Origin of the sequence: Bradyrhizobium sp., assembly GCF_036735945.1 — a bacterium.
Lineage (GTDB): Bacteria > Pseudomonadota > Alphaproteobacteria > Rhizobiales > Xanthobacteraceae > Bradyrhizobium.
On the sequence record NZ_DAINNI010000107.1, the window covers coordinates 1 to 16555 of the forward strand.

The following is a 16555-nucleotide window of genomic DNA, read 5'->3' on the forward strand; positions in this document are numbered from 1 at the left end:
CCAGCAGATGCTGCTGTCCTCGCCCTCGATGCGCATCGCCGGCGGCACCGATGAAATCCTGCGCAACATCATCGCCGAGCGCGTGCTCGGCCTGCCCGGCGATATCAGGGTCGACAAGGACGTGCCGTTCAACAAGATCCCGACCAAGGGGCGGTGAGCATGGATGCAAAGGCGCCGAAGGCACACTACGCGACGGCGGACCGCATCGGCGTGCTCGAAGAACTCCTCAACGAGCGCTACTCGGTGCGCGCGTTCCTGCCGCGCGAAGTGCCGCGCGAAACCATCGAGCATATTCTTGAAGTAGCGCAGCGCACGGCGTCCTGGTGCAACAGCCAGCCCTGGCAGGTCCTGATCGCCAGCGGAGAAGCGAAGGAAGCCTTCCGCAAGGCGATCTATGCGGAAGCTTCTTCTGGCGCCAGGGACAATCATGACTTCACGCCGCCGCGCGAATATCTCGGCGTCTATCTCGAACGCCGCCGCGAGAGCGGCTTTCAGCTCTACAACACGCTCGGCATCACCAGAGGCGACAAGGCGGCCTACGCCAAACAGGCGCTGGAGAACTACAATTTCTTCGGCGCGCCGCATGTCGCCATCATCCACACCGATGAGCCGCTCGGAGTCTATGGCGCGGTCGATTGCGGCGCCTATGTCTCCAACTTCATGCTGGCGGCGCAGGCGCTTGGCCTCGGCACAATTCCGCAGGCCGCGCTCGCCCGGCATTCGGGATTGATCCGCCGGCATTTCAAGCTCGCGGACGACCGCAAGGTCGTCTGCGGCATCTCGTTCGGCTATGCCGATCACGCCCACAAGGTCAACAGCTACCGCACCTCGCGGGCGAGCGTCGCCGATACCGTGACGTTCGTCGACTAGCCCAGCAATTCCTCGGTGACGGCGTCGGAGAACTGCCTTCGTACGCCGGCGACCATCACACGTTCGGAATCGCCGGCGATCGCGATTGCTCCGGGCATGCCGTGGTCACGCAAGGCGCGTGCACAGCCGACCCAGTCGCCGCCCTCGACCGGCTCGTTGAACGATGCCCATGACAGCCCGCCGCAAGCATTGTCGCCAAAGCCATGTCGCTCGGTCCAGTCGCCGCCGCGTTCGAGCAGGAAGCGCGTCAGCCCGGCATTGCCACGAAATACCGCGTGGTTGAGTGCCGACGCATCCCAGTCGCCGCCGCGCACCGCGATCGGCCAGCCCAGCCCTACCATCAGCCTGACGACGTCGTCGGCGCCGGCCGCGGCCATGTCGGGCAGCAAGCGCAATTGCGTCGGCGACAGCGATGCCGGCAGATCGGGTCGCCGGGTCTGAATAGTGCGCGCCTCTGCTTCGTCGCCCCGCGTGCAGGCGGCAACGAAGCGCTCCTCGTCGGAGATGTCGGGCGCGTCGGTTTGCGGGCGCAACAGGTCCGCAACGTCGGAGAGCCCGAATTGCAGCGCCAGCCGGTATGGAGAGACGCCCTCGGCAGTCGGTCTTGACGTGTCGGCGCCTGCGTCCAGCAATGCCTTCGCATGGCGCGGCCTCCGTCGGTAGATCGCCCATGCCAGCGGCGAGCCCCAATCGGTCAGCGGCGCATTGCGCGCCGGCTCGTTCGGATCGCCGCCGTGCTGCAGCAGCAATTTCAGCGGGCTGTCGTCCTCCAGGTCGATCGCACGGTAGATCGCATTGCTTTCGGCGATGCGCGCGCCATGCTCCAGCAGCAGGCGCGTGCACGCCGCATTCTCCAGGGAGTGATAGAGCGATTCGCCGTCATTCGGATTCGCGCCGGCTTCAAGCAGCAGTCTTGTCAATATCGGATCGTGGTTGTTGCCGGCCGCGCCATAGAGCGCCGAGAGCGGATAGCGCTCGTCCGGCTTGTCGAGCGATCCCGGCTGCCAGCGGCTGAAAATGTGCTGGTTGACGTCGGCGCCGTCAGCGATCAGCCGTCGCGCGCAACGATGCAGGCGCTCGCGAAATTCGTCCATCCGCAGCAGGCTCGAATGCGTGACCGCAACGAGCGGCGGCAATCGCAACGGACCGCCTGATTGGTTGACCCATGACGGATCGGCCTCTGTCGCCTGCCGCAGCGCGCTTTCGTCGCCGATCGCACACGCAAGATAGGGATCGCCTGCGACGAGTTCGGGGTCATCAGCCAGCATCCGCAGTGCAACGCGCGGGTTGGCGCGGTTGACCGTGCCGCTGACATCGCCGGAATAAAGCAACTGAGCCCAGTGCAGCACGCGGGCCGCACGCCCGCCCCGCGCCGCCATCCGCACCTCGACGTAGCGCTTCAGGTCGGGCCACGACGCAAAGCCCCGTTCGCGCGCGATGCACGATTGCGCATCGTGCAGCCGAAGCTGCAGCGATGCGATGCCGTCATCGCTATGGCCGGCGGCAGCCGGCAGCGCGGTGCGAAACCGCGCCATCGCCATCGCATCGCGGCCGCGATAAAGGCGGATCAATTCCTTGGCTTGCTTCTTCAGGTGATCGAGATTCAATCGATCGGGCGATCGGTCCATCAAAACCTCCGTGCGTGACGTCGCCGAAGGCCCGCAACACCGGCTGCACAAAGGTTCTGGATGTCGCTCGAAAGCTGCAAGTGGGTTCAACCCTTCCCGCGGGCCCGGGAGCGGCTTGCACCGCATGCGCCACCATATGTCCGACGCGGGCGATGGTCAAATGGGCCAGACGAGGCACAGCATCCGGGAAAGTCTCAAAACTTCGCCGGACGCTTCTCCGCGAACGCTCTTATGCCTTCCTTGATCTCGGCGCTGCGCATGCTCTCGCGATGACGGCGGTCGGCGGCTTCCTCGTCGAGCCTGCCGCGGGCGAATTCGTTGATGGCGCGCTTCATGCCCCGCATCGCCAGCGGCGCGTTGCCGGCCAGAATGCCCGCGAGCCTGTCGACCTCCTCGTCGAGCGCTTCCTCCGGCACCATCGCAGTGAGATAGCCGATCCGGAGCATTTCCGGCGCGGTGATTTTCTGCGCGGTCAGGAACAGCGTCTTCGCGTTGTCGACGCCGAGCCGCGAGACGTAGCGCTTGATGCCGCTCGGGTAGTAGTGCAGGCCGAGCCGCGCCGCCGGCATGAACATTTCCGCGGTATCGACGCCGATCCGGAAATCGCAGGCCAGCGCCAGATCGGTCGAGCCGCCATAGACGCCGCCATTGAGCCGGCAGATCGTCGGCACGCCGAGATCCTCCAGGCGGTTGACGACGACCTCGAATGCCGAGCCCGCGCTCTGCTGCTCGTTCGCGCTGGTGGCGCGGTCCGCCACCGAGTTGAGGTCATAGCCCGCGCTGAAGGCGCGGCCGGTCCCGGTCAGCACCAGCACGCGGATCGCGTCGTCGCCCTCGATCCGGTCGAACAATCTTACGAGTTCGCCAAGGTCCTCGCTCTGCAGCCGGTTCAGATGCTTCGGCCGGTTGAGGCGGATGGTGGCGCGCGCGCCGCTGATATCGAGGATGGGCGCGCTCGCGGCCTCGGTTGTGTCGGGCATCATGGTCTCCATTGTTCTTGTCGGTCTTGATTACTCGTTCTCTTGCGCGCGCCGCCTGGCTTCGGCGTCGATGGTCTCGGCGAGATCGGGATGCCGCGCCATCAGCAGGCGGAAGTCGACGAGGTCGAGCACCAGCAGCCGCGTCACCTTGGTGGTCGTGACATTGGCGCCGCGCACGCTGTTGCCGAGCAGGGCCATCTCTCCGAAGAATGCGCCTTCGCCCAGCGGCACCTTCTTGCCGGGCAGCTCGACCTCGGCCTCGCCGGCGGCGATGAAGTACATGCAGTCGCCCTTCTGCCCCTTGCGGATGATCATGGTCCGCGCCGGCAGGTCCATCGTCCGCAGCATATGGGTGACGTCGGCGATCGCGGCGGGGCCGAGGGCCGCGAAGAACGGCACCTTGCTGACGGCCTCCCAGGTCTTCAGGAAATTGTCGCGGCGGGTCTCGGCGGCGAAGCCGGTTGCCAGAATGCCGGTCCAGAGCCCGAACACGCCGAGGCCGGAGATCATCACCAGCGCCGCGACGATGCGGCCGAGCGGCGTTATCGGCACCACATCGCCATAGCCGGTGGTGCTCAGCGTCACCACCGCCCACCACAGCGCCGCCGGCACACTGCCGAAGGTTGCCGGCTGCACGTCGCGCTCCAGAAAATATTCCGCAACCGACGCCAGGAACACCACCATCAGGAAGATCACGAGCACGCTGAGCAGGGGGCCGGATTCCAGCACCAGCACGCGCCGCAACTGCCGCAGCCCCGGGATGCCGGGGACGACCTTCAGCACCCAGAGGATGCTGAGCAGCCATGCCGTCTTCGGCTCGACGCCCGCGAGAAGCGCGAGCGGCACGGCAAGTGCCCCGATCGCGTCCACCACGCCGCTGCCGGAAAGCACATAGAGCAATAGCCGGTCCTGCTGCGCCATATGGCGCAGCCGCACCAGCCATTCGAATACGAAATAGCCGAGGCATGCCCACAGCACCGTGTCGACCCAAAGTCGCACCACCTCGTAGGCAGGGCCGGTCGTCAGCACCGCCGTCGCGGCGACGCCGGCGGCGACGGCGGCATAGGCCACCATGGTCATGTTGCGGCCGGCCGTCTTGGCGGTGAATTGAGCCAGTGCCGAGAGAATGAGCCGCTTGGACATCGGAGGCCCTGATGGGTGCAACATGAGCCGGGTCGAGCCGCGGCGTGAGCAATGGGCCGCAAAGTGCCCGCCTGCGGAGGGGCCGTCAACGACGGCCCAGCGGCCCCGGCGCCATCGTGCCGGCCGGTTTGTGCCGCGCGGCGGCGACCGGAAGGCGAATTTTCCCCGGGACGAGTGAGAAACCCGACAAAACGTCAGCCTTTCCTCGTATACCAAAAGGGGCCCGGCCACGTTACTTAGCTGGCACGGCAGCAGAATCGCGGAAAATTCACTTCTGAGGAATCTGGTTGGCCTCCAATGGATACGTCGCATCTGGTACAACACGCAGGAACCGCAGGCGCGCTGTTCGCGTCGATCTTCGTGGTTGCCACCACCACGATGAAGACCATGATCCCGTTGCGGGTGTTCGGCATCCTCGCCAACGTGGTGCTGATCGTGACGGCGATACCGACCCACAACTACCTGGTCATCGGCGTGCAGCTCGTCATGCTGCTGGTCAACTCCTATCGCCTGCACCAGATGCTGCAGCTCGTTCGCGACGTGAGGAGATCCGTCAACAGCGATCTCTCGATGGAATGGCTGAAGCCGTTCATGACCGAGCGCAACTGCGCGGCCGGGGAAATCCTGTTCTACAAGGACGAGAAGGCCGAGGACATGTTGTATATCGTCAGCGGCAAGTTCAAGCTGGTGGAATCGGGCATCGTGCTGCCGGTCGGGGCGATCGTCGGCGAACTCGGCATGCTGTCCCCGTCGAACACGCGGACGCAGACGCTGGAATGCGTCGAGGCCGGCCTCATCCTGAGCGTCAGCTACACCAAGGTCGAGGAGCTTTACGTGCAGAACCCTGCCTTCGGCTTCTATTTCCTCCGCCTCACCAGCGCGCGCCTGTTCCAGAATTTGGAGGCGGTAGAAAAGCGGCTGGCCCAGCAGATCGCGTCCAGCGCCGCCGAACCGAAGCCCGCCTAGGAGCTGGAGCGAAAGGGAGTGACAGACCGCGGTATCCTGTCGTCGTTGCGCTACCTGTTCGCCGATTTCATCGGCGGGGATGACGACGAGCCGCCGTTTCTGCCCGATGGTTTGCCGGCCCCGGTGATGGCGCTGGCGAGCGAGGCCATCCATCTCCTCGTCGACTATCAGGGCCCGGGCTATGCGAGGCTCTATGTCGACCGCCTGCGCCGGTTCGTCGGCAAGCAGGGCGTCGATGCGACGATGCTGGCCGACATCGCGCGCCTGATGGCGGTGCGCATGAGCTATGAGGATCCGATCCGGATCGCGCAGCTCAAGCTTGCCGAACTGGAGGACCACCCTGGCGCGGCCGGCTCTGCCGATGTCAGGAAATTCCGCCTCGATGAACTGATCGGCGCGCTGCCCGCCGCGATCGCCGAATACATCCTTGATGCGCTCGATTGGGTCGGGTGGACGCGCCGCATGCGCGTCTCGATCCGGTTCAGCACCAAGAGCCGCTTCGGCATCCGCCGCCTCAAGATGGAGGCCGGGCTGCGGCGGTGGCGGCTGTTTTCGGTGCGCTATGCCAGGGAGCGGGTCTGGGTCGAACGCTGGCTGCACATGGTCGACCGCAGCCTGACCAAGCAGCCGCAGGCGGCGCCGGTGATCATCCACACCGCGACCATGATCGTCGGATATGGCGAGGTCTACCGGCAGGGCATGGCGGACTGGAACGCGATCATCGATGCGCTGGTCAAGCCGACATTCGACGGCGTGCTGGCGCTATCGGATCTTGCCGGCGCGGTGACGGAAGCGCGCGCCGCCGCGTTGCCCGATCCGCGTCAGGCCGCGCTGAAACGCAAGATCGCCGAGATCCGCGCCCGCGCCACGGCCGGCGCATATACGGCGGTGCCGTCGAGTTGAGCGCGTGGTATGGGCAAAGGGGCGCCGCCGCCTTCTTACGTACCCTCCTCGCTCGGGCGGGTCACACTGCGTGACATCCGGTCCTAACGCGCTGGTAACCACCTTCTCTAACTGGCGCTAAACAACCTGCTGCTAGCCTCGAAGTGAATTGAAATATCGGCGGTCCTGATATTGCGGGCCATGCTGCTCGCGCTGCGGGGGCGTTGCGCACGCCGGTAGATCGATGACATTTTTGAACATGTTGTCCAAATGAACCCGCGAGAAAGATCGTGGCGAGAGATACTGCAACAATCCTGATCGGCGAGGAGCACTCCAGCGCAATTTGCGCCGAGATCGGCGACCGCTTGCGGATCGCGTTGCGCGAGCTTGCTCCAGTCTCGCCAGATCTGGCGAGATTGATCGCGCGGCTTGGCGAACTCGACGAGCACGATTCGCCCTCGATCGTGCCTTCGATCGACGAAATCTCTTCAGCTTGGGTTGAACTCGCTGACTAGCAACGGATCACCCGTTGCACGAAATCACGCGCATCTGGTCGAACGATAGCTCGTCGAAAACGCCGGGTCAGGCGCTGCGCTTGAGTATGCCGGTCTTCAACAGGCTCTCGAGTTCCTTGATGGTCTGTTCCTCGGAGACCCCGTCCACCAGCGCGATTTCTCCACAGAGGCGGTTGAGCGCCGACACGTACAATTGCCGTTCGCTGAAACTCTGTTCGGATTCGCCCGGTCGGAAAAGATCGCGAGCGACCTCCGCGACCGCGACGATATCCCCGGAGTTGATCTTGCTTTCGTATTCCTGCGCCAGCCGGGACCAGTTGCCGCGGCCTTTCCGGGGAGTTTCGCGCAGAACCCGCTTCACTTCCTGGACCAAGGAACGATCCGACAGCTTGCGCATTCCGACGCCTGCGGCCTTGCGCACGGGAACGCGGACCGTCATTTTGCTTTTCGTGAAATAGATCACGAAGAATTCCAGGCTCGCGCCGGCAACGGTCTGCTTTTCAATCGAGAGGATCTGTCCCGCGCCGTGCGCCGGATAGACGACGAATTCCGTTGCCTTGAATTGCAATGGAGGATTCCCGATTTCGCGCGCACCTGACGGCGTCGAGGTGGCGTCCGACGCCTCGGGGAAATGATCGGATTTCGCGTTCTGTCCGTCCAAACTCATGTCGCGGTTCGACTCCTTCGGGTGTTGCACCGACTGATCGCCAATCACGCGGCAAATTACTTGAACGCTCTAGTCGCTGCGGGGCGCTTCGCGCCGTCTTCGCTGTTGCAACCTCATTAAGCCCGAGAAGCTGACATCGCCACGACAATGATGCCACGCAATGGATTCCCATCGAGTCATGTGGCTTATCGGCAACTTGTTCCGTACGGAGACGTGACTTTTACCCACAGGCGAGCTTGCCGTTCGATCGCTCGGTTGCGCGGAGACAGAGTTTCTCGGCCTGGCCGCGATCGTTTTTCAACGCGCCCCGCATGGTCATTCGCATTATCGAGGTTTCCGCTTACCGTTGGCAGATGCACGAACACGCTTGGTCTTGGCCGTGCTCTTCTGCGTGGCGCGCGTGTTGCGCGGCAGACTTGCGCGCTTGGCAGCGGGCTTGTCGTTACGAACCGGCTCGGGTTGCGGGCTGACCGGCTGCGGCTGCGTATTGCGAACCGCCTCGGCCAACATCCTGTGCAGGTCAGCCTTGGTCGGAGCGGAGGGCCTACTCATCTTGCCACACTTCCTTTCGAATTCGCGCCTTCCCTGTCCGAGCGATCAACTTCAATCGTCGGCAAGCCTTTCCAGAAGGCACCATGCCGTGTCCTGAAATGACGATAGCGCAGCAGCGGCGCGCCGCGGTGAAAACCGCCGGTTAAGCTTGCCAATTAGGATTAATCGCCGCTGGATTAAGCGCGCCTACGCGCTGTGCGCGGTTTTCACCACCACGACCTTGTCGTCTTGCGCGTGATCCTGCGCGGCGTGGCGCTTGAGGTGCTCGCGGCGCAGGCCGATCTCGTCACGCACGAATTCATAGCCGAGCTTGAAGGTGTCGAGCCCGTCGCTTGAAATGGTGCCGTCGCGCAGCCCGATCACCACGCCGCGCAAGATCCCTTCCAGTTCGTCCTGCAGCGCGTCGAGGGCGTCGAGCGAGTCGGCGAATTCCATGCGCTCGCCGACATCGAGAATCGCGGTTGCGAGCTGGCTGGCCTTTTCCGGCGCGACCCTCGTGACCTTGGCGTAGATGGCGGCGAACACCGTGCCGATAATGCTGAGCGCGGCCAGCGCGAAATACATCAGGTCGCTGTAGCGCTCGACGAAGGACTTGGTTTCGTCGTTGATGTATTCGGCCGCGCCCTGATGCGCCACGATGAAGGCATCCTTGTCGGTCGCCGCCGGCTCGATCTTGGAGGCGAAACCGTCGGGCAAAGCGAGTTCGGCCTTGTTCTCGTAGATGATCCGCGCGAGGTCGCCGACCGTCGTGGTCGAAAGCCTGGACTGGGCGACCAGCAGCCACTCCAGCCCGATCGTGTCGACGTCTTCCGCGGGGATCGCGGGCGAAGCCGACAGCATGCCGGTCGCCACCGTCTCCTCCGAGATCGCCGGATATTTTCTGGCGATCGCCTTCGCCGCGTCGATCGCATTCAGGGTGAAGCCGCCGCGCCTGGCATACTGCTCGTAGCTCTTGTCCTTCACGATCTGCGAGGCGTGCGCGATCTTCACCACGGCGCCGAAGCCCGCGGCGAACAACTGGTCGAAGGTAAGGTTCGGCGGCGCCATCTGCACCCGCGTCGCCGCGTCCGGGGCGTCGGACAATTCGAGGATATTGCGCACCAGCGCGGCGCCGCTCTCGCCGTCGGCGAGGACCGCGATCTTCTTTTTCTTCAACTCGGCGATCGACTTGATCTTCTTGCCGCTCGGGCTGATCAACAGAAGCAGATCATGCTCGAGGATTGCGATCGAGCGGGCGCGGGGCGGCACCCGGGCGTCGGTGCGCAGGATGGCAAGGTTGGCCTCCTTGTGGTCGAACTGCGACAGCGCCTTTGCATTGTCGCCGTTGGGCACGATCTTCAGCCGCAGCCGGGAGGAATTATTTTTCAGCACCGCCGCCAGGCGGGCGGCAAAACGCGCTTCGGGGCCGTTGGCATCGCCGACGGCAAACACCAGCGTTTCGGAATTGTGCAGCAAGGCCCGGCCGCCCCACACCACGGCAACGGTGAGGACCAGCGTCAGGACGGAAAACAGGAGGATCTGGGCCCGGTTGCTCTTGACGGTCCGGATGCGGCGGCGCGGGGTTTTCGGACGCGGCGTTGGGGCTTCAGCACTCATGCTCATACCCGGGAGGTGAGGACGCGTCGCCGCCGAGCCGTGGCGTCGCAGGCCGTCCGAATGAATTCGTAAATGCCTAGAAAGGAACGATAATTTTGCCTGTCGGGCGATGATAGCCCCGTCCTGCCGGATTGCAAATCGCGCCGATCGGTAACCTTACCCAAGGTTGCCCCAGGCCGGCTGCGCATCGTTACCGCAGTATCGCAGTTCCGCCACACCGGGCGATTTTCAGATCACCAAGAGGTGCATTCCGACGCAGGAGATGTCATAAATGAAGGCAGCGTTCGAATAGTCCGGGTTTGAAAAGAACATTGCGCTGACAGCCTAGGCCCCGGTTTTTCGCCACCTCGTCAGTTTTCAGCCAAAGGGCGTCAGCTTTGTTGTTTCCCTCGATGTCGTCCTCGGTCCCGGTAGGTGCGTTGGTAGGATGGATGCTGCTTCTCACGGTGAAGCACGTCATAGCCGACTTCATGCTGCAGACTTCCTGGATGGCGATCGGCAAGGATCAGAAGACCGGCTGGGCGCTGCCGCTGCTCGCCCATTGCCTGGTGCATCTGGCGGTATCGCTGGTCCTGATCCTGATCGTCTCGCCGCGTTTCTGGTTCGTCGCCTTCATCGACTTCGCCATTCACATCACCGTCGACCGCATCAAGGGGATCATCGCGTCCCGCTTCGGCGTGACGCTGGAGAACGAGCATCCCTGGTTCTGGACGCTGATCGGCGTCGATCAGGCGCTGCACCACCTCACCGGCTTCGGCCTCGCCATCTACATGGCGGCGAACTGATCTCCGCAGCCGCGGCATCGGCTTCCGCACCTTCCGATCCGTTTCTGCACCGCTCCGGGCATATCAGGGCAACGCGCGAATCATCTTCTCGATTCCGCTTCAGCTTCCGCTGGCAAGGTCCCCGGAACACTACTGGGGATCGTGGTTAACCTTTCATTAGAGAATTACGCGGCATCTTCTGAAAATGGAGAACCGCAATGTTTTCAAGCCGCGACGCATTTGAGAATGATTTCTGTCCGGTCCGGGACGAACTGCTCGGCGAGATGTATCGCGCCAATCCGCACGGTCTGTCGCTGCTGGTGGAAAGCGTCTCCTCCGAGGTCCGTGCCATGCTGGCGCTGTTCTGCTACCGCCGCAGCCACCTCCACACGCTGGCGCTGGCGATTGCGGCAAGCTGCACCGAGCGCGAACTGGTCCAGTTCGGCGGCCGGGTCGGCACCACGCTCTATGCCCTTTCCCGCGAAGGCACCGCGCCTTCAGCCTCGACCGCCTCCAATGGCGGCCGCAAGCCGATCACCCTCTCGACCAAGCCGCTCTCGACCTTCAAGCCGATCGACGACGAGATCGACGACGAAGATTTTGCGGAAGCGGTGACGGCGTAAGCCCTATCCGTCGTCCCGGCGAAAGGCCGGGGCGACGATCGACGTCACCCCAACACCGGCAATCCATGGCGCTTTCGCGCCATCGCGCATTCGACGTCGCCGGGCATGCAGGTGCGGCACACCTCCGGCCGTATCGCGTAGATCAGGCACGACGTCGCTTCGCCGACCTTGCCCGACAGTGCCGAACAGCGGCCGCCTTCACAGCGCATCCCCGACAGGCGGTCGTTGACGAATCTTTCCGGGATCAGGTCGAGCGCCGCATCGTCCTCGGTGGTGAAGCGCGGCCAGTTTGGCGAGTAGCTGCAGCAGGCGCCGCAGGCCTGGCAGGGGCTTTCGTGATCCGTGCCGATTGGGTGCATGTCTGAGCGTTTAGCGCCAAACGACCGCCGCGACCAGCGCGACGTCAGGTATCTTTAGGCGCTTCCCAGACCAGGCTGCGCCGCCATTTGGCGCGCAGGATGTCGCGCCGCTCCGGATACTTTTCCTCGTGATAGACCGCGTCGACGACGCGGTCGGTGCGGAAGCTGCGGAAATCCTTGCGCAGCTCGCACCACGCCGCGAGGATTCGCACCGCCTCGTGATAGCCGACCGCGATTGGCCAGATCGTGCGCTGGCTGTCGCGGCCGCGCTCGTCGCGGTAGTTCAGGGTGATCTTCTTGCCTTCATGGATTTGCGTCCGCGTCCGCACCATGTCGATGCGGTCGGGCTCGCGGTTCCAGGCGCGGCGGGCGCGGCTGGCAGGCTCCAGCACGAAGGGCCGCAGCCGCTCCGGTACGGTCTCGGCGACCTTGGCCATCAGGTCCTGCGCGGCGCGCGCCAGCGCCGGATCGGCATGGCCGACCACCCATTGCGCGCCGAGCACGCAGGCCTCGATCTCGTCGGGCGTCAGCATCAACGGCGGCAGGTCGAATCCCTTCTCCAGGATGTAGCCGACGCCGGCTTCGCCGCGGATCGGCACCCGCTGCTCGATCAGCGTCGTTATATCGCGGTAGATGGTTCGCTTCGACGTCTCCAGCTCGGCAGCAATGGCATCCGCCGTCAGGGGTTTGCGGGTACGCCGAAGCACCTGGATGATCTGGAATAGGCGGTCGGCCCGTCGCATGGCTCGTTCTCTTTTCTCAAAGGCGGCCGCCCGATGCTGACAGCATGTTGGCAGCAGGGGGTTGGTACATCGGGACAACACCTCAAGTGAAGGGAATTTGTCCATGACGATTTTCAGCGAATACGGCCCCCTGGGAAACCGCGTACCCCTGGTAAATGCCCGGGGATTTGCATTGGAACAGCTCGTCGCCATCCACAGCGCCACGATGGATATGCGCTGGGCGATGGTCGAGCTGGCGTGGCGCTCGTTCACGGCAATGTGCGCGCTGGCGCAACGCCAGATCAAAGGCCAGGTCAAAGGCCAGCTCAAGGCGTGGGTGCGCAAGGCGCGCACCCCGCGGGCCGAGGAACGCCACGGCCGCCACTGCTGCTGCTGACACCATGGTGGCAGCAGGGGGGCGCTAGACCAGATCCAACGTTTTCAGGGAATATCGGGAGACCGACATGATTACGCTTTACGGCTTCGGCGCGGGCTTTGGTCTGCCGGAGATCAGCCCCTTTGTGACCAAGACCGAGGTCCAGCTCAAGATGGCCGGGCTTACCTATCGCAAGGAGAGGGCCAAGCCGCCGGCCTCGCCGAAGGGGCAGCTCCCCTACATCGTCGACGACGCCGAGACGATCGCCGATTCCACCTTCATCCGCGCCCATCTGGAGGCCAAATACGGCTTCGATTTCGACGCGCCGATCAGCCTGCAGGCGCGCGCGCAGGCCTGGGCCTTCGAGCGGATGATCGAGCACCATGTCTATTGGGCGCTGGTCGGCGCGCGCTGGGTCGACGGCGAGAATTTCGCCAAGGGCCCGTCGCATTTCTTCGACGGCGCGCCCATGCATCTGCGGGAAAAGATGCGCGAGGACGCCCAGTTTCGTGTCGCCGAGAACTACCTGCTGAGCGGCCTCGGCCGCCATGCGCCGGACGAGGACATCGATCTTGCCGTGCGCTCGCTGTTCGCGCTGTCGGTGCAGCTTGGCGACAAGACCTTTCTGATGGGCGAGTCACCCTGCGGCCTCGATGCGACGGCGTTCGGCATGCTGGCGGGAATCCTGACGCCGTTCTTCGAGTCAGGTCTGCGCCGGCGCACCGAGCAGTTCGAGAACCTCACCGCCTATGTCGACCGGATGATGCTGTTGTACTACCCGGAATTCGCCTGGTCGCCGGTGCAGCAGGCCGCGTGATCATCATGCAGCGGGAGCGGGCTGGCCTCGCAACGCGGCCAGCTCGGCTTCCAGCTCACTGATGCGGGCGTCGCGTACGGCCAGCGCCTGCGCGACGTCGGCGGCGTCGAACTTCTGCGGGATGTGCTGCGGGCAGTTGGTGTCCCACGCCGACACCTTGAACAGGATCACCTGCTCCGGCCGCGCCTTGTAACCCCTGGGCATCAGCGCATCGGTGAGCGCCGGATCGTCCTCGACCACGCGCGCCTCGCCCCAGATCTTCACGCGGCGGCGGTGCGCGTAATCCATCACGAAGATATGCGCCTTCGGATTCTCCGACAGGTTTCCTTGCGTGATGTACTGCCGGTTGCCGCTGTAATCGGCAAACGCGATCGTGTTCGTGTCGATGATCTTCACAAAACCCTTCGGCCCGCCGCGGTGCTGGATATAGGGCTGACCGTCGGCGGAAGCGGTCGCCAGATAGAAGCTGTTGGTCTCCGCCAGAAACCCTGCGAGGTTCTCGTCGATCTCGGTGCGCCAGCCGCCGCGCGCCTCGACGCTGGCATAGGCCGCGCGCGAACCCTTGCGGGCCTGGATCACCTTCACCGCCGGGGTAAAGGCCACGTCGCTGGAATAGGTGTGAACGTCAGACATCTTAGCCTCCTCGTGGAGCGCCACTACGGTCGTCCTTCGCCCGCTAAAATGAACGTTTCCGTAAATTAAACAATCTTGCAGATTGACACTTCACTATTGCTGGATATGCAATAGTTCCATGGACCGGCTCGATGCCATGCAGGCCTTTGTCGCGGTGGCCGATTTGCGCGGCTTTACCCCGGCCGCGCGCAAGCTCGGCCTGTCGCCGTCAGGCGTGACGCGGCTGATCGCGGCGCTGGAGGAGCGTCTCGGTGCGCGGCTGTTGCAGCGGACCACGCGGCAGGTGACGCTGACCGATGCCGGCGCGCGCTACCTGGAGCGGGCGCGGCGCATCCTGGCCGATGTCGAGGAGGCGGAGGGCGCCGTCGCGGGCGAGCGCACGCGGCCCGAGGGGCAACTGGTGATCTCGGCGCCGGTCGGGTTCGGCCGGCTGCATGTCAGCGCAATCGTCACCGCCTACCTGAAGCGCTATGGCGACGTCGCCGTCGACCTGCGCCTGACGGACCGCGTGGTGAACCTCATCGAGGACGGCGTCGATCTCGCGGTCAGGATCGGGCATCTGCCCGATTCGACGCTGGTGGCGCGCCATGTCGGGGAGATGCGGCGCCTGGTGGTGGCCTCGCCATCCTATCTCGGGGAACGCGGCGAGCCGAAGCGGCCGTCGGAAATTCCCGCACACGACACCATCCAGTTCGGCGCCATGACCGCGGCGCTCGACTGGCGCTTTATCGAGGATGACAGCGAGATCCGCATCGCCGGCACGCCCCGTTTTGCCACCAACAGCTCCGACGCCGCGATCCAGTATGCGGAGCAGGGCGGCGGGCTGACGCGGGTGATGGCCTACCAGGCCGCCGAATCGCTGAGGGCAGGCCGGCTCAGAATCGTGCTCGCGCCGTTCGAGCAGCCGGCGATGCCGATCCACATCGTCTATCCGACCTCGCGGCTGCTCTCGGCGAAAGTGCGCACCTTCATCGATCTCGTGACCGAACTGGCCGACTGGCATTTCGGCTAGGCGATTTGCTCCTTCTTCGGCACCACGCGAAACGTCGCATTGGCGCGCGCGATCACGACGTCGTCGGCCTTGATCAGGCTTTGCACGAAGCAGATCGTCCGGCCGGTCTTGACCACATCGCTTTCGACCGCGAGCCATTGCCCGACCTCGGCGCTGCCGACGAAATCGACCGCCAGCGAGATCGTCACCAGCGACGACACGCCGCCCATCACATGGGCGCAGCTATGGCCCATTGCATTGTCGGCGAGTGCTGCGATCAGCCCGCCATGAATCAGGCCGCGGCCATTGGTGTGCGGTTTGGCGAGGCGCAGCCCGATGATGACGGCCTTGTCGGTTGTCTTCGAATACAGCGGTTCCCAGGGATCGGTCAGTGGGCTCCGGCGGGTGCGGCGTTCAAAGCCTGCGGGAATGTCGGTTGATGTCATATGCAGCTCGCGTCGTGGTGATGTTTGCGTTCATTGAACGCACCGAGCCCGGGAAGTCACCGCCTACAAAGTTTTAAACGGGATTACGACGGCTGTTTGAATTCCCGCCGTGCTCCTCGCGAGAGCTTCTAAAACGGCAGCCCGACATAATTCTCCGACAGCGACGCCGACGCCGCTTTCGAACTGACGAGATATTCCAGCTCGGCAAGCTGGATGCGCGCGCCAAATTCGCCCTGGTCGGTGAACTGGTGCAGCATCGAGGTCATCCACCAGGAGAACCGCACCGCCTTCCAGACCCGCGCCAGCGCGCGTCCCGAATAGCCGTCGATGCCGGCGGAGGATTTCTCGTCGTAATATTCGCGGAAGGCCTGCGAGAGATAATGCACGTCGCTGGCCGCCAGGTTCAGCCCCTTGGCGCCGGTCGGCGGCACGATGTGGGAGGCGTCGCCGGCCAGGAACATCCGCCCGAACCGCATCGGCTCGGCGACGAAGCTGCGCAATGGCGCGATGCTCTTTTCGATCGAGGGTCCGGTGACGAGCTCGTCCGCCGCCTTCCGGTCGATCCGCCGCTTCAACTCATCCCAGAACCGCTGGTCTGGCCACTGCGCGATGTCGTCGTCGAGCGGGCATTGCACATAATAGCGGCTGCGTTTGGTCGAACGCATGGTGCAGAGCGCAAATCCCCGCGCATGGTTCGAATAGATCAGCTCGGGGCTGACCGGCGGGGTCTCCGAGAGGATGCCGAGCCAGCCGAACGGATAGACTCGCTCATAGGTCGTGATCGCCGACGGCTCGACGCTGGCGCGGCTGACGCCGTGAAAGCCGTCGCAGCCGGCGATGAAGTCGCAGTCGATCTCGCAGGCGAGGCCGTCCTTGACGTAGCTGACGCGGGGGCGGTCGGTATCGAAATCCAGCGGCGTGACGTCGGCGGCCTGGTAGACCGAAGCGAGGCCGGCCGCCTTGCGGGCGTTCATCAGGTCGAGCGTCACCTCGGTCTGGCCGTAGATCATCACGGTCTTGCCGGT

At 64.2% G+C, this 16555-nt stretch carries 20 protein-coding genes; 10 read left to right on the forward strand and 10 right to left on the reverse strand.

Going from position 1 to position 16555, the window contains the following annotated elements:
* Both V7E26_RS23715 and V7E26_RS23720 read left to right on the forward strand, forming a co-directional pair.
* Window positions 1-157, forward strand: a 157-nt coding sequence (locus V7E26_RS23715; RefSeq protein ID WP_324420892.1) for an acyl-CoA dehydrogenase family protein, incomplete at its 5' end; no start/stop codon positions are given.
* A 2-nt stretch (window positions 158-159) separates the two neighbouring features.
* Window positions 160-870: a nitroreductase gene (locus tag V7E26_RS23720; protein WP_324420854.1), complete on the forward strand. Its 711-nt coding sequence runs from the start codon at window positions 160-162 to the stop codon at window positions 868-870.
* Here V7E26_RS23720 and V7E26_RS23725 read toward each other — a convergent pair.
* From V7E26_RS23725 to V7E26_RS23735, 3 genes are all read right to left on the reverse strand, one after another.
* A complete protein-coding gene (locus tag V7E26_RS23725) occupies window positions 867-2498 on the reverse strand; it encodes an ankyrin repeat domain-containing protein (protein ID WP_324420856.1) in 1632 nt (543 codons plus the stop codon). The two genes, V7E26_RS23720 and V7E26_RS23725, sit on opposite strands and share 4 nt — an antisense overlap.
* Window positions 2499-2692: 194 nt before the next feature.
* A complete protein-coding gene (locus V7E26_RS23730) occupies window positions 2693-3478 on the reverse strand; it encodes an enoyl-CoA hydratase/isomerase family protein (protein WP_324420858.1) in 786 nt (261 codons plus the stop codon).
* Window positions 3479-3508: 30 nt separating this feature from the next.
* Window positions 3509-4621, reverse strand: coding sequence for a cyclic nucleotide-gated ion channel (locus V7E26_RS23735; RefSeq protein ID WP_324420860.1), 1113 nt, complete (start codon window positions 4619-4621; stop codon window positions 3509-3511).
* A 297-nt stretch (window positions 4622-4918) separates the two neighbouring features.
* Here V7E26_RS23735 and V7E26_RS23740 point away from each other — a divergent pair, with 297 nt between their 5' ends.
* The 3 genes from V7E26_RS23740 (at window position 4919) to V7E26_RS23750 (ending at window position 6984) form a co-directional block, all read left to right on the forward strand.
* Entirely contained in the window at window positions 4919-5587 is a 669-nt protein-coding gene (locus V7E26_RS23740) for a Crp/Fnr family transcriptional regulator (protein WP_324420862.1), read from the forward strand.
* Between the two features lie 18 nt (window positions 5588-5605).
* Entirely contained in the window at window positions 5606-6490 is an 885-nt protein-coding gene (locus V7E26_RS23745) for a DUF6537 domain-containing protein (RefSeq protein ID WP_324420864.1), read from the forward strand.
* Window positions 6491-6759: 269 nt separating this feature from the next.
* Window positions 6760-6984 (forward strand): hypothetical protein, encoded by a 225-nt coding sequence (locus tag V7E26_RS23750; RefSeq protein WP_324420866.1) that lies wholly within the window; start codon window positions 6760-6762, stop codon window positions 6982-6984.
* A 67-nt stretch (window positions 6985-7051) separates the two neighbouring features.
* On the opposite strand, the gene V7E26_RS23755 is transcribed toward V7E26_RS23750, so the two are convergent.
* Together V7E26_RS23755 and V7E26_RS23760 are read right to left on the reverse strand one after the other, a co-directional pair.
* Entirely contained in the window at window positions 7052-7651 is a 600-nt protein-coding gene (locus V7E26_RS23755; RefSeq protein WP_324420868.1) for a CarD family transcriptional regulator, read from the reverse strand.
* Between the two features lie 738 nt (window positions 7652-8389).
* A complete protein-coding gene (locus V7E26_RS23760) occupies window positions 8390-9799 on the reverse strand; it encodes a TAXI family TRAP transporter solute-binding subunit (protein ID WP_324420870.1) in 1410 nt (469 codons plus the stop codon).
* Window positions 9800-10230: 431 nt separating this feature from the next.
* Here V7E26_RS23760 and V7E26_RS23765 point away from each other — a divergent pair, with 431 nt between their 5' ends.
* Both V7E26_RS23765 and V7E26_RS23770 read left to right on the forward strand, forming a co-directional pair.
* Window positions 10231-10584 carry a DUF3307 domain-containing protein gene (locus V7E26_RS23765; protein WP_324420872.1) on the forward strand — a complete coding sequence of 118 codons (354 nt, stop codon included), beginning with the start codon at window positions 10231-10233 and terminating at the stop codon, window positions 10582-10584.
* Window positions 10585-10781: 197 nt separating this feature from the next.
* Complete coding sequence (locus tag V7E26_RS23770) at window positions 10782-11186, forward strand: hypothetical protein (protein WP_324420874.1); 405 nt, start codon at window positions 10782-10784, stop codon at window positions 11184-11186.
* 44 nt (window positions 11187-11230) lie between these two features.
* Here V7E26_RS23770 and V7E26_RS23775 read toward each other — a convergent pair whose 3' ends face one another.
* Complete coding sequence (locus V7E26_RS23775) at window positions 11231-11545, reverse strand: YkgJ family cysteine cluster protein (RefSeq protein WP_324420876.1); 315 nt, start codon at window positions 11543-11545, stop codon at window positions 11231-11233.
* Window positions 11546-11589: 44 nt separating this feature from the next.
* Entirely contained in the window at window positions 11590-12288 is a 699-nt protein-coding gene (locus tag V7E26_RS23780) for a helix-turn-helix transcriptional regulator (protein WP_283030440.1), read from the reverse strand.
* Between the two features lie 103 nt (window positions 12289-12391).
* On the opposite strand from V7E26_RS23780, the gene V7E26_RS23785 reads away from it, so the two are divergent.
* Window positions 12392-12664, forward strand: coding sequence for a hypothetical protein (locus tag V7E26_RS23785; RefSeq protein ID WP_324420880.1), 273 nt, complete (start codon window positions 12392-12394; stop codon window positions 12662-12664).
* A gap of 67 nt (window positions 12665-12731) precedes the next feature.
* On the forward strand, window positions 12732-13460 hold the full coding sequence (locus tag V7E26_RS23790; RefSeq protein ID WP_324420882.1) for a glutathione S-transferase family protein: 729 nt from the start codon (window positions 12732-12734) through the stop codon (window positions 13458-13460).
* Between the two features lie 3 nt (window positions 13461-13463).
* Here V7E26_RS23790 and V7E26_RS23795 read toward each other — a convergent pair whose 3' ends face one another.
* Window positions 13464-14093, reverse strand: a complete 630-nt coding sequence (locus V7E26_RS23795) for a pyridoxamine 5'-phosphate oxidase family protein (protein WP_324420884.1) — start codon at window positions 14091-14093, stop codon at window positions 13464-13466.
* Window positions 14094-14211: 118 nt separating this feature from the next.
* Between V7E26_RS23795 and V7E26_RS23800 the strand changes: the two genes are divergently transcribed.
* Complete coding sequence (locus tag V7E26_RS23800) at window positions 14212-15105, forward strand: LysR family transcriptional regulator (protein ID WP_324420886.1); 894 nt, start codon at window positions 14212-14214, stop codon at window positions 15103-15105.
* Here V7E26_RS23800 and V7E26_RS23805 read toward each other — a convergent pair.
* Together V7E26_RS23805 and V7E26_RS23810 are read right to left on the reverse strand one after the other, a co-directional pair.
* Window positions 15102-15530, reverse strand: coding sequence for a PaaI family thioesterase (locus V7E26_RS23805; protein ID WP_324420888.1), 429 nt, complete (start codon window positions 15528-15530; stop codon window positions 15102-15104). The genes V7E26_RS23800 and V7E26_RS23805 overlap by 4 nt on opposite strands.
* A 128-nt stretch (window positions 15531-15658) precedes the next feature.
* On the reverse strand, window positions 15659-16555 hold an 897-nt coding region (locus tag V7E26_RS23810; protein WP_324420890.1), incomplete at its 5' end, for a 4-hydroxybenzoate 3-monooxygenase.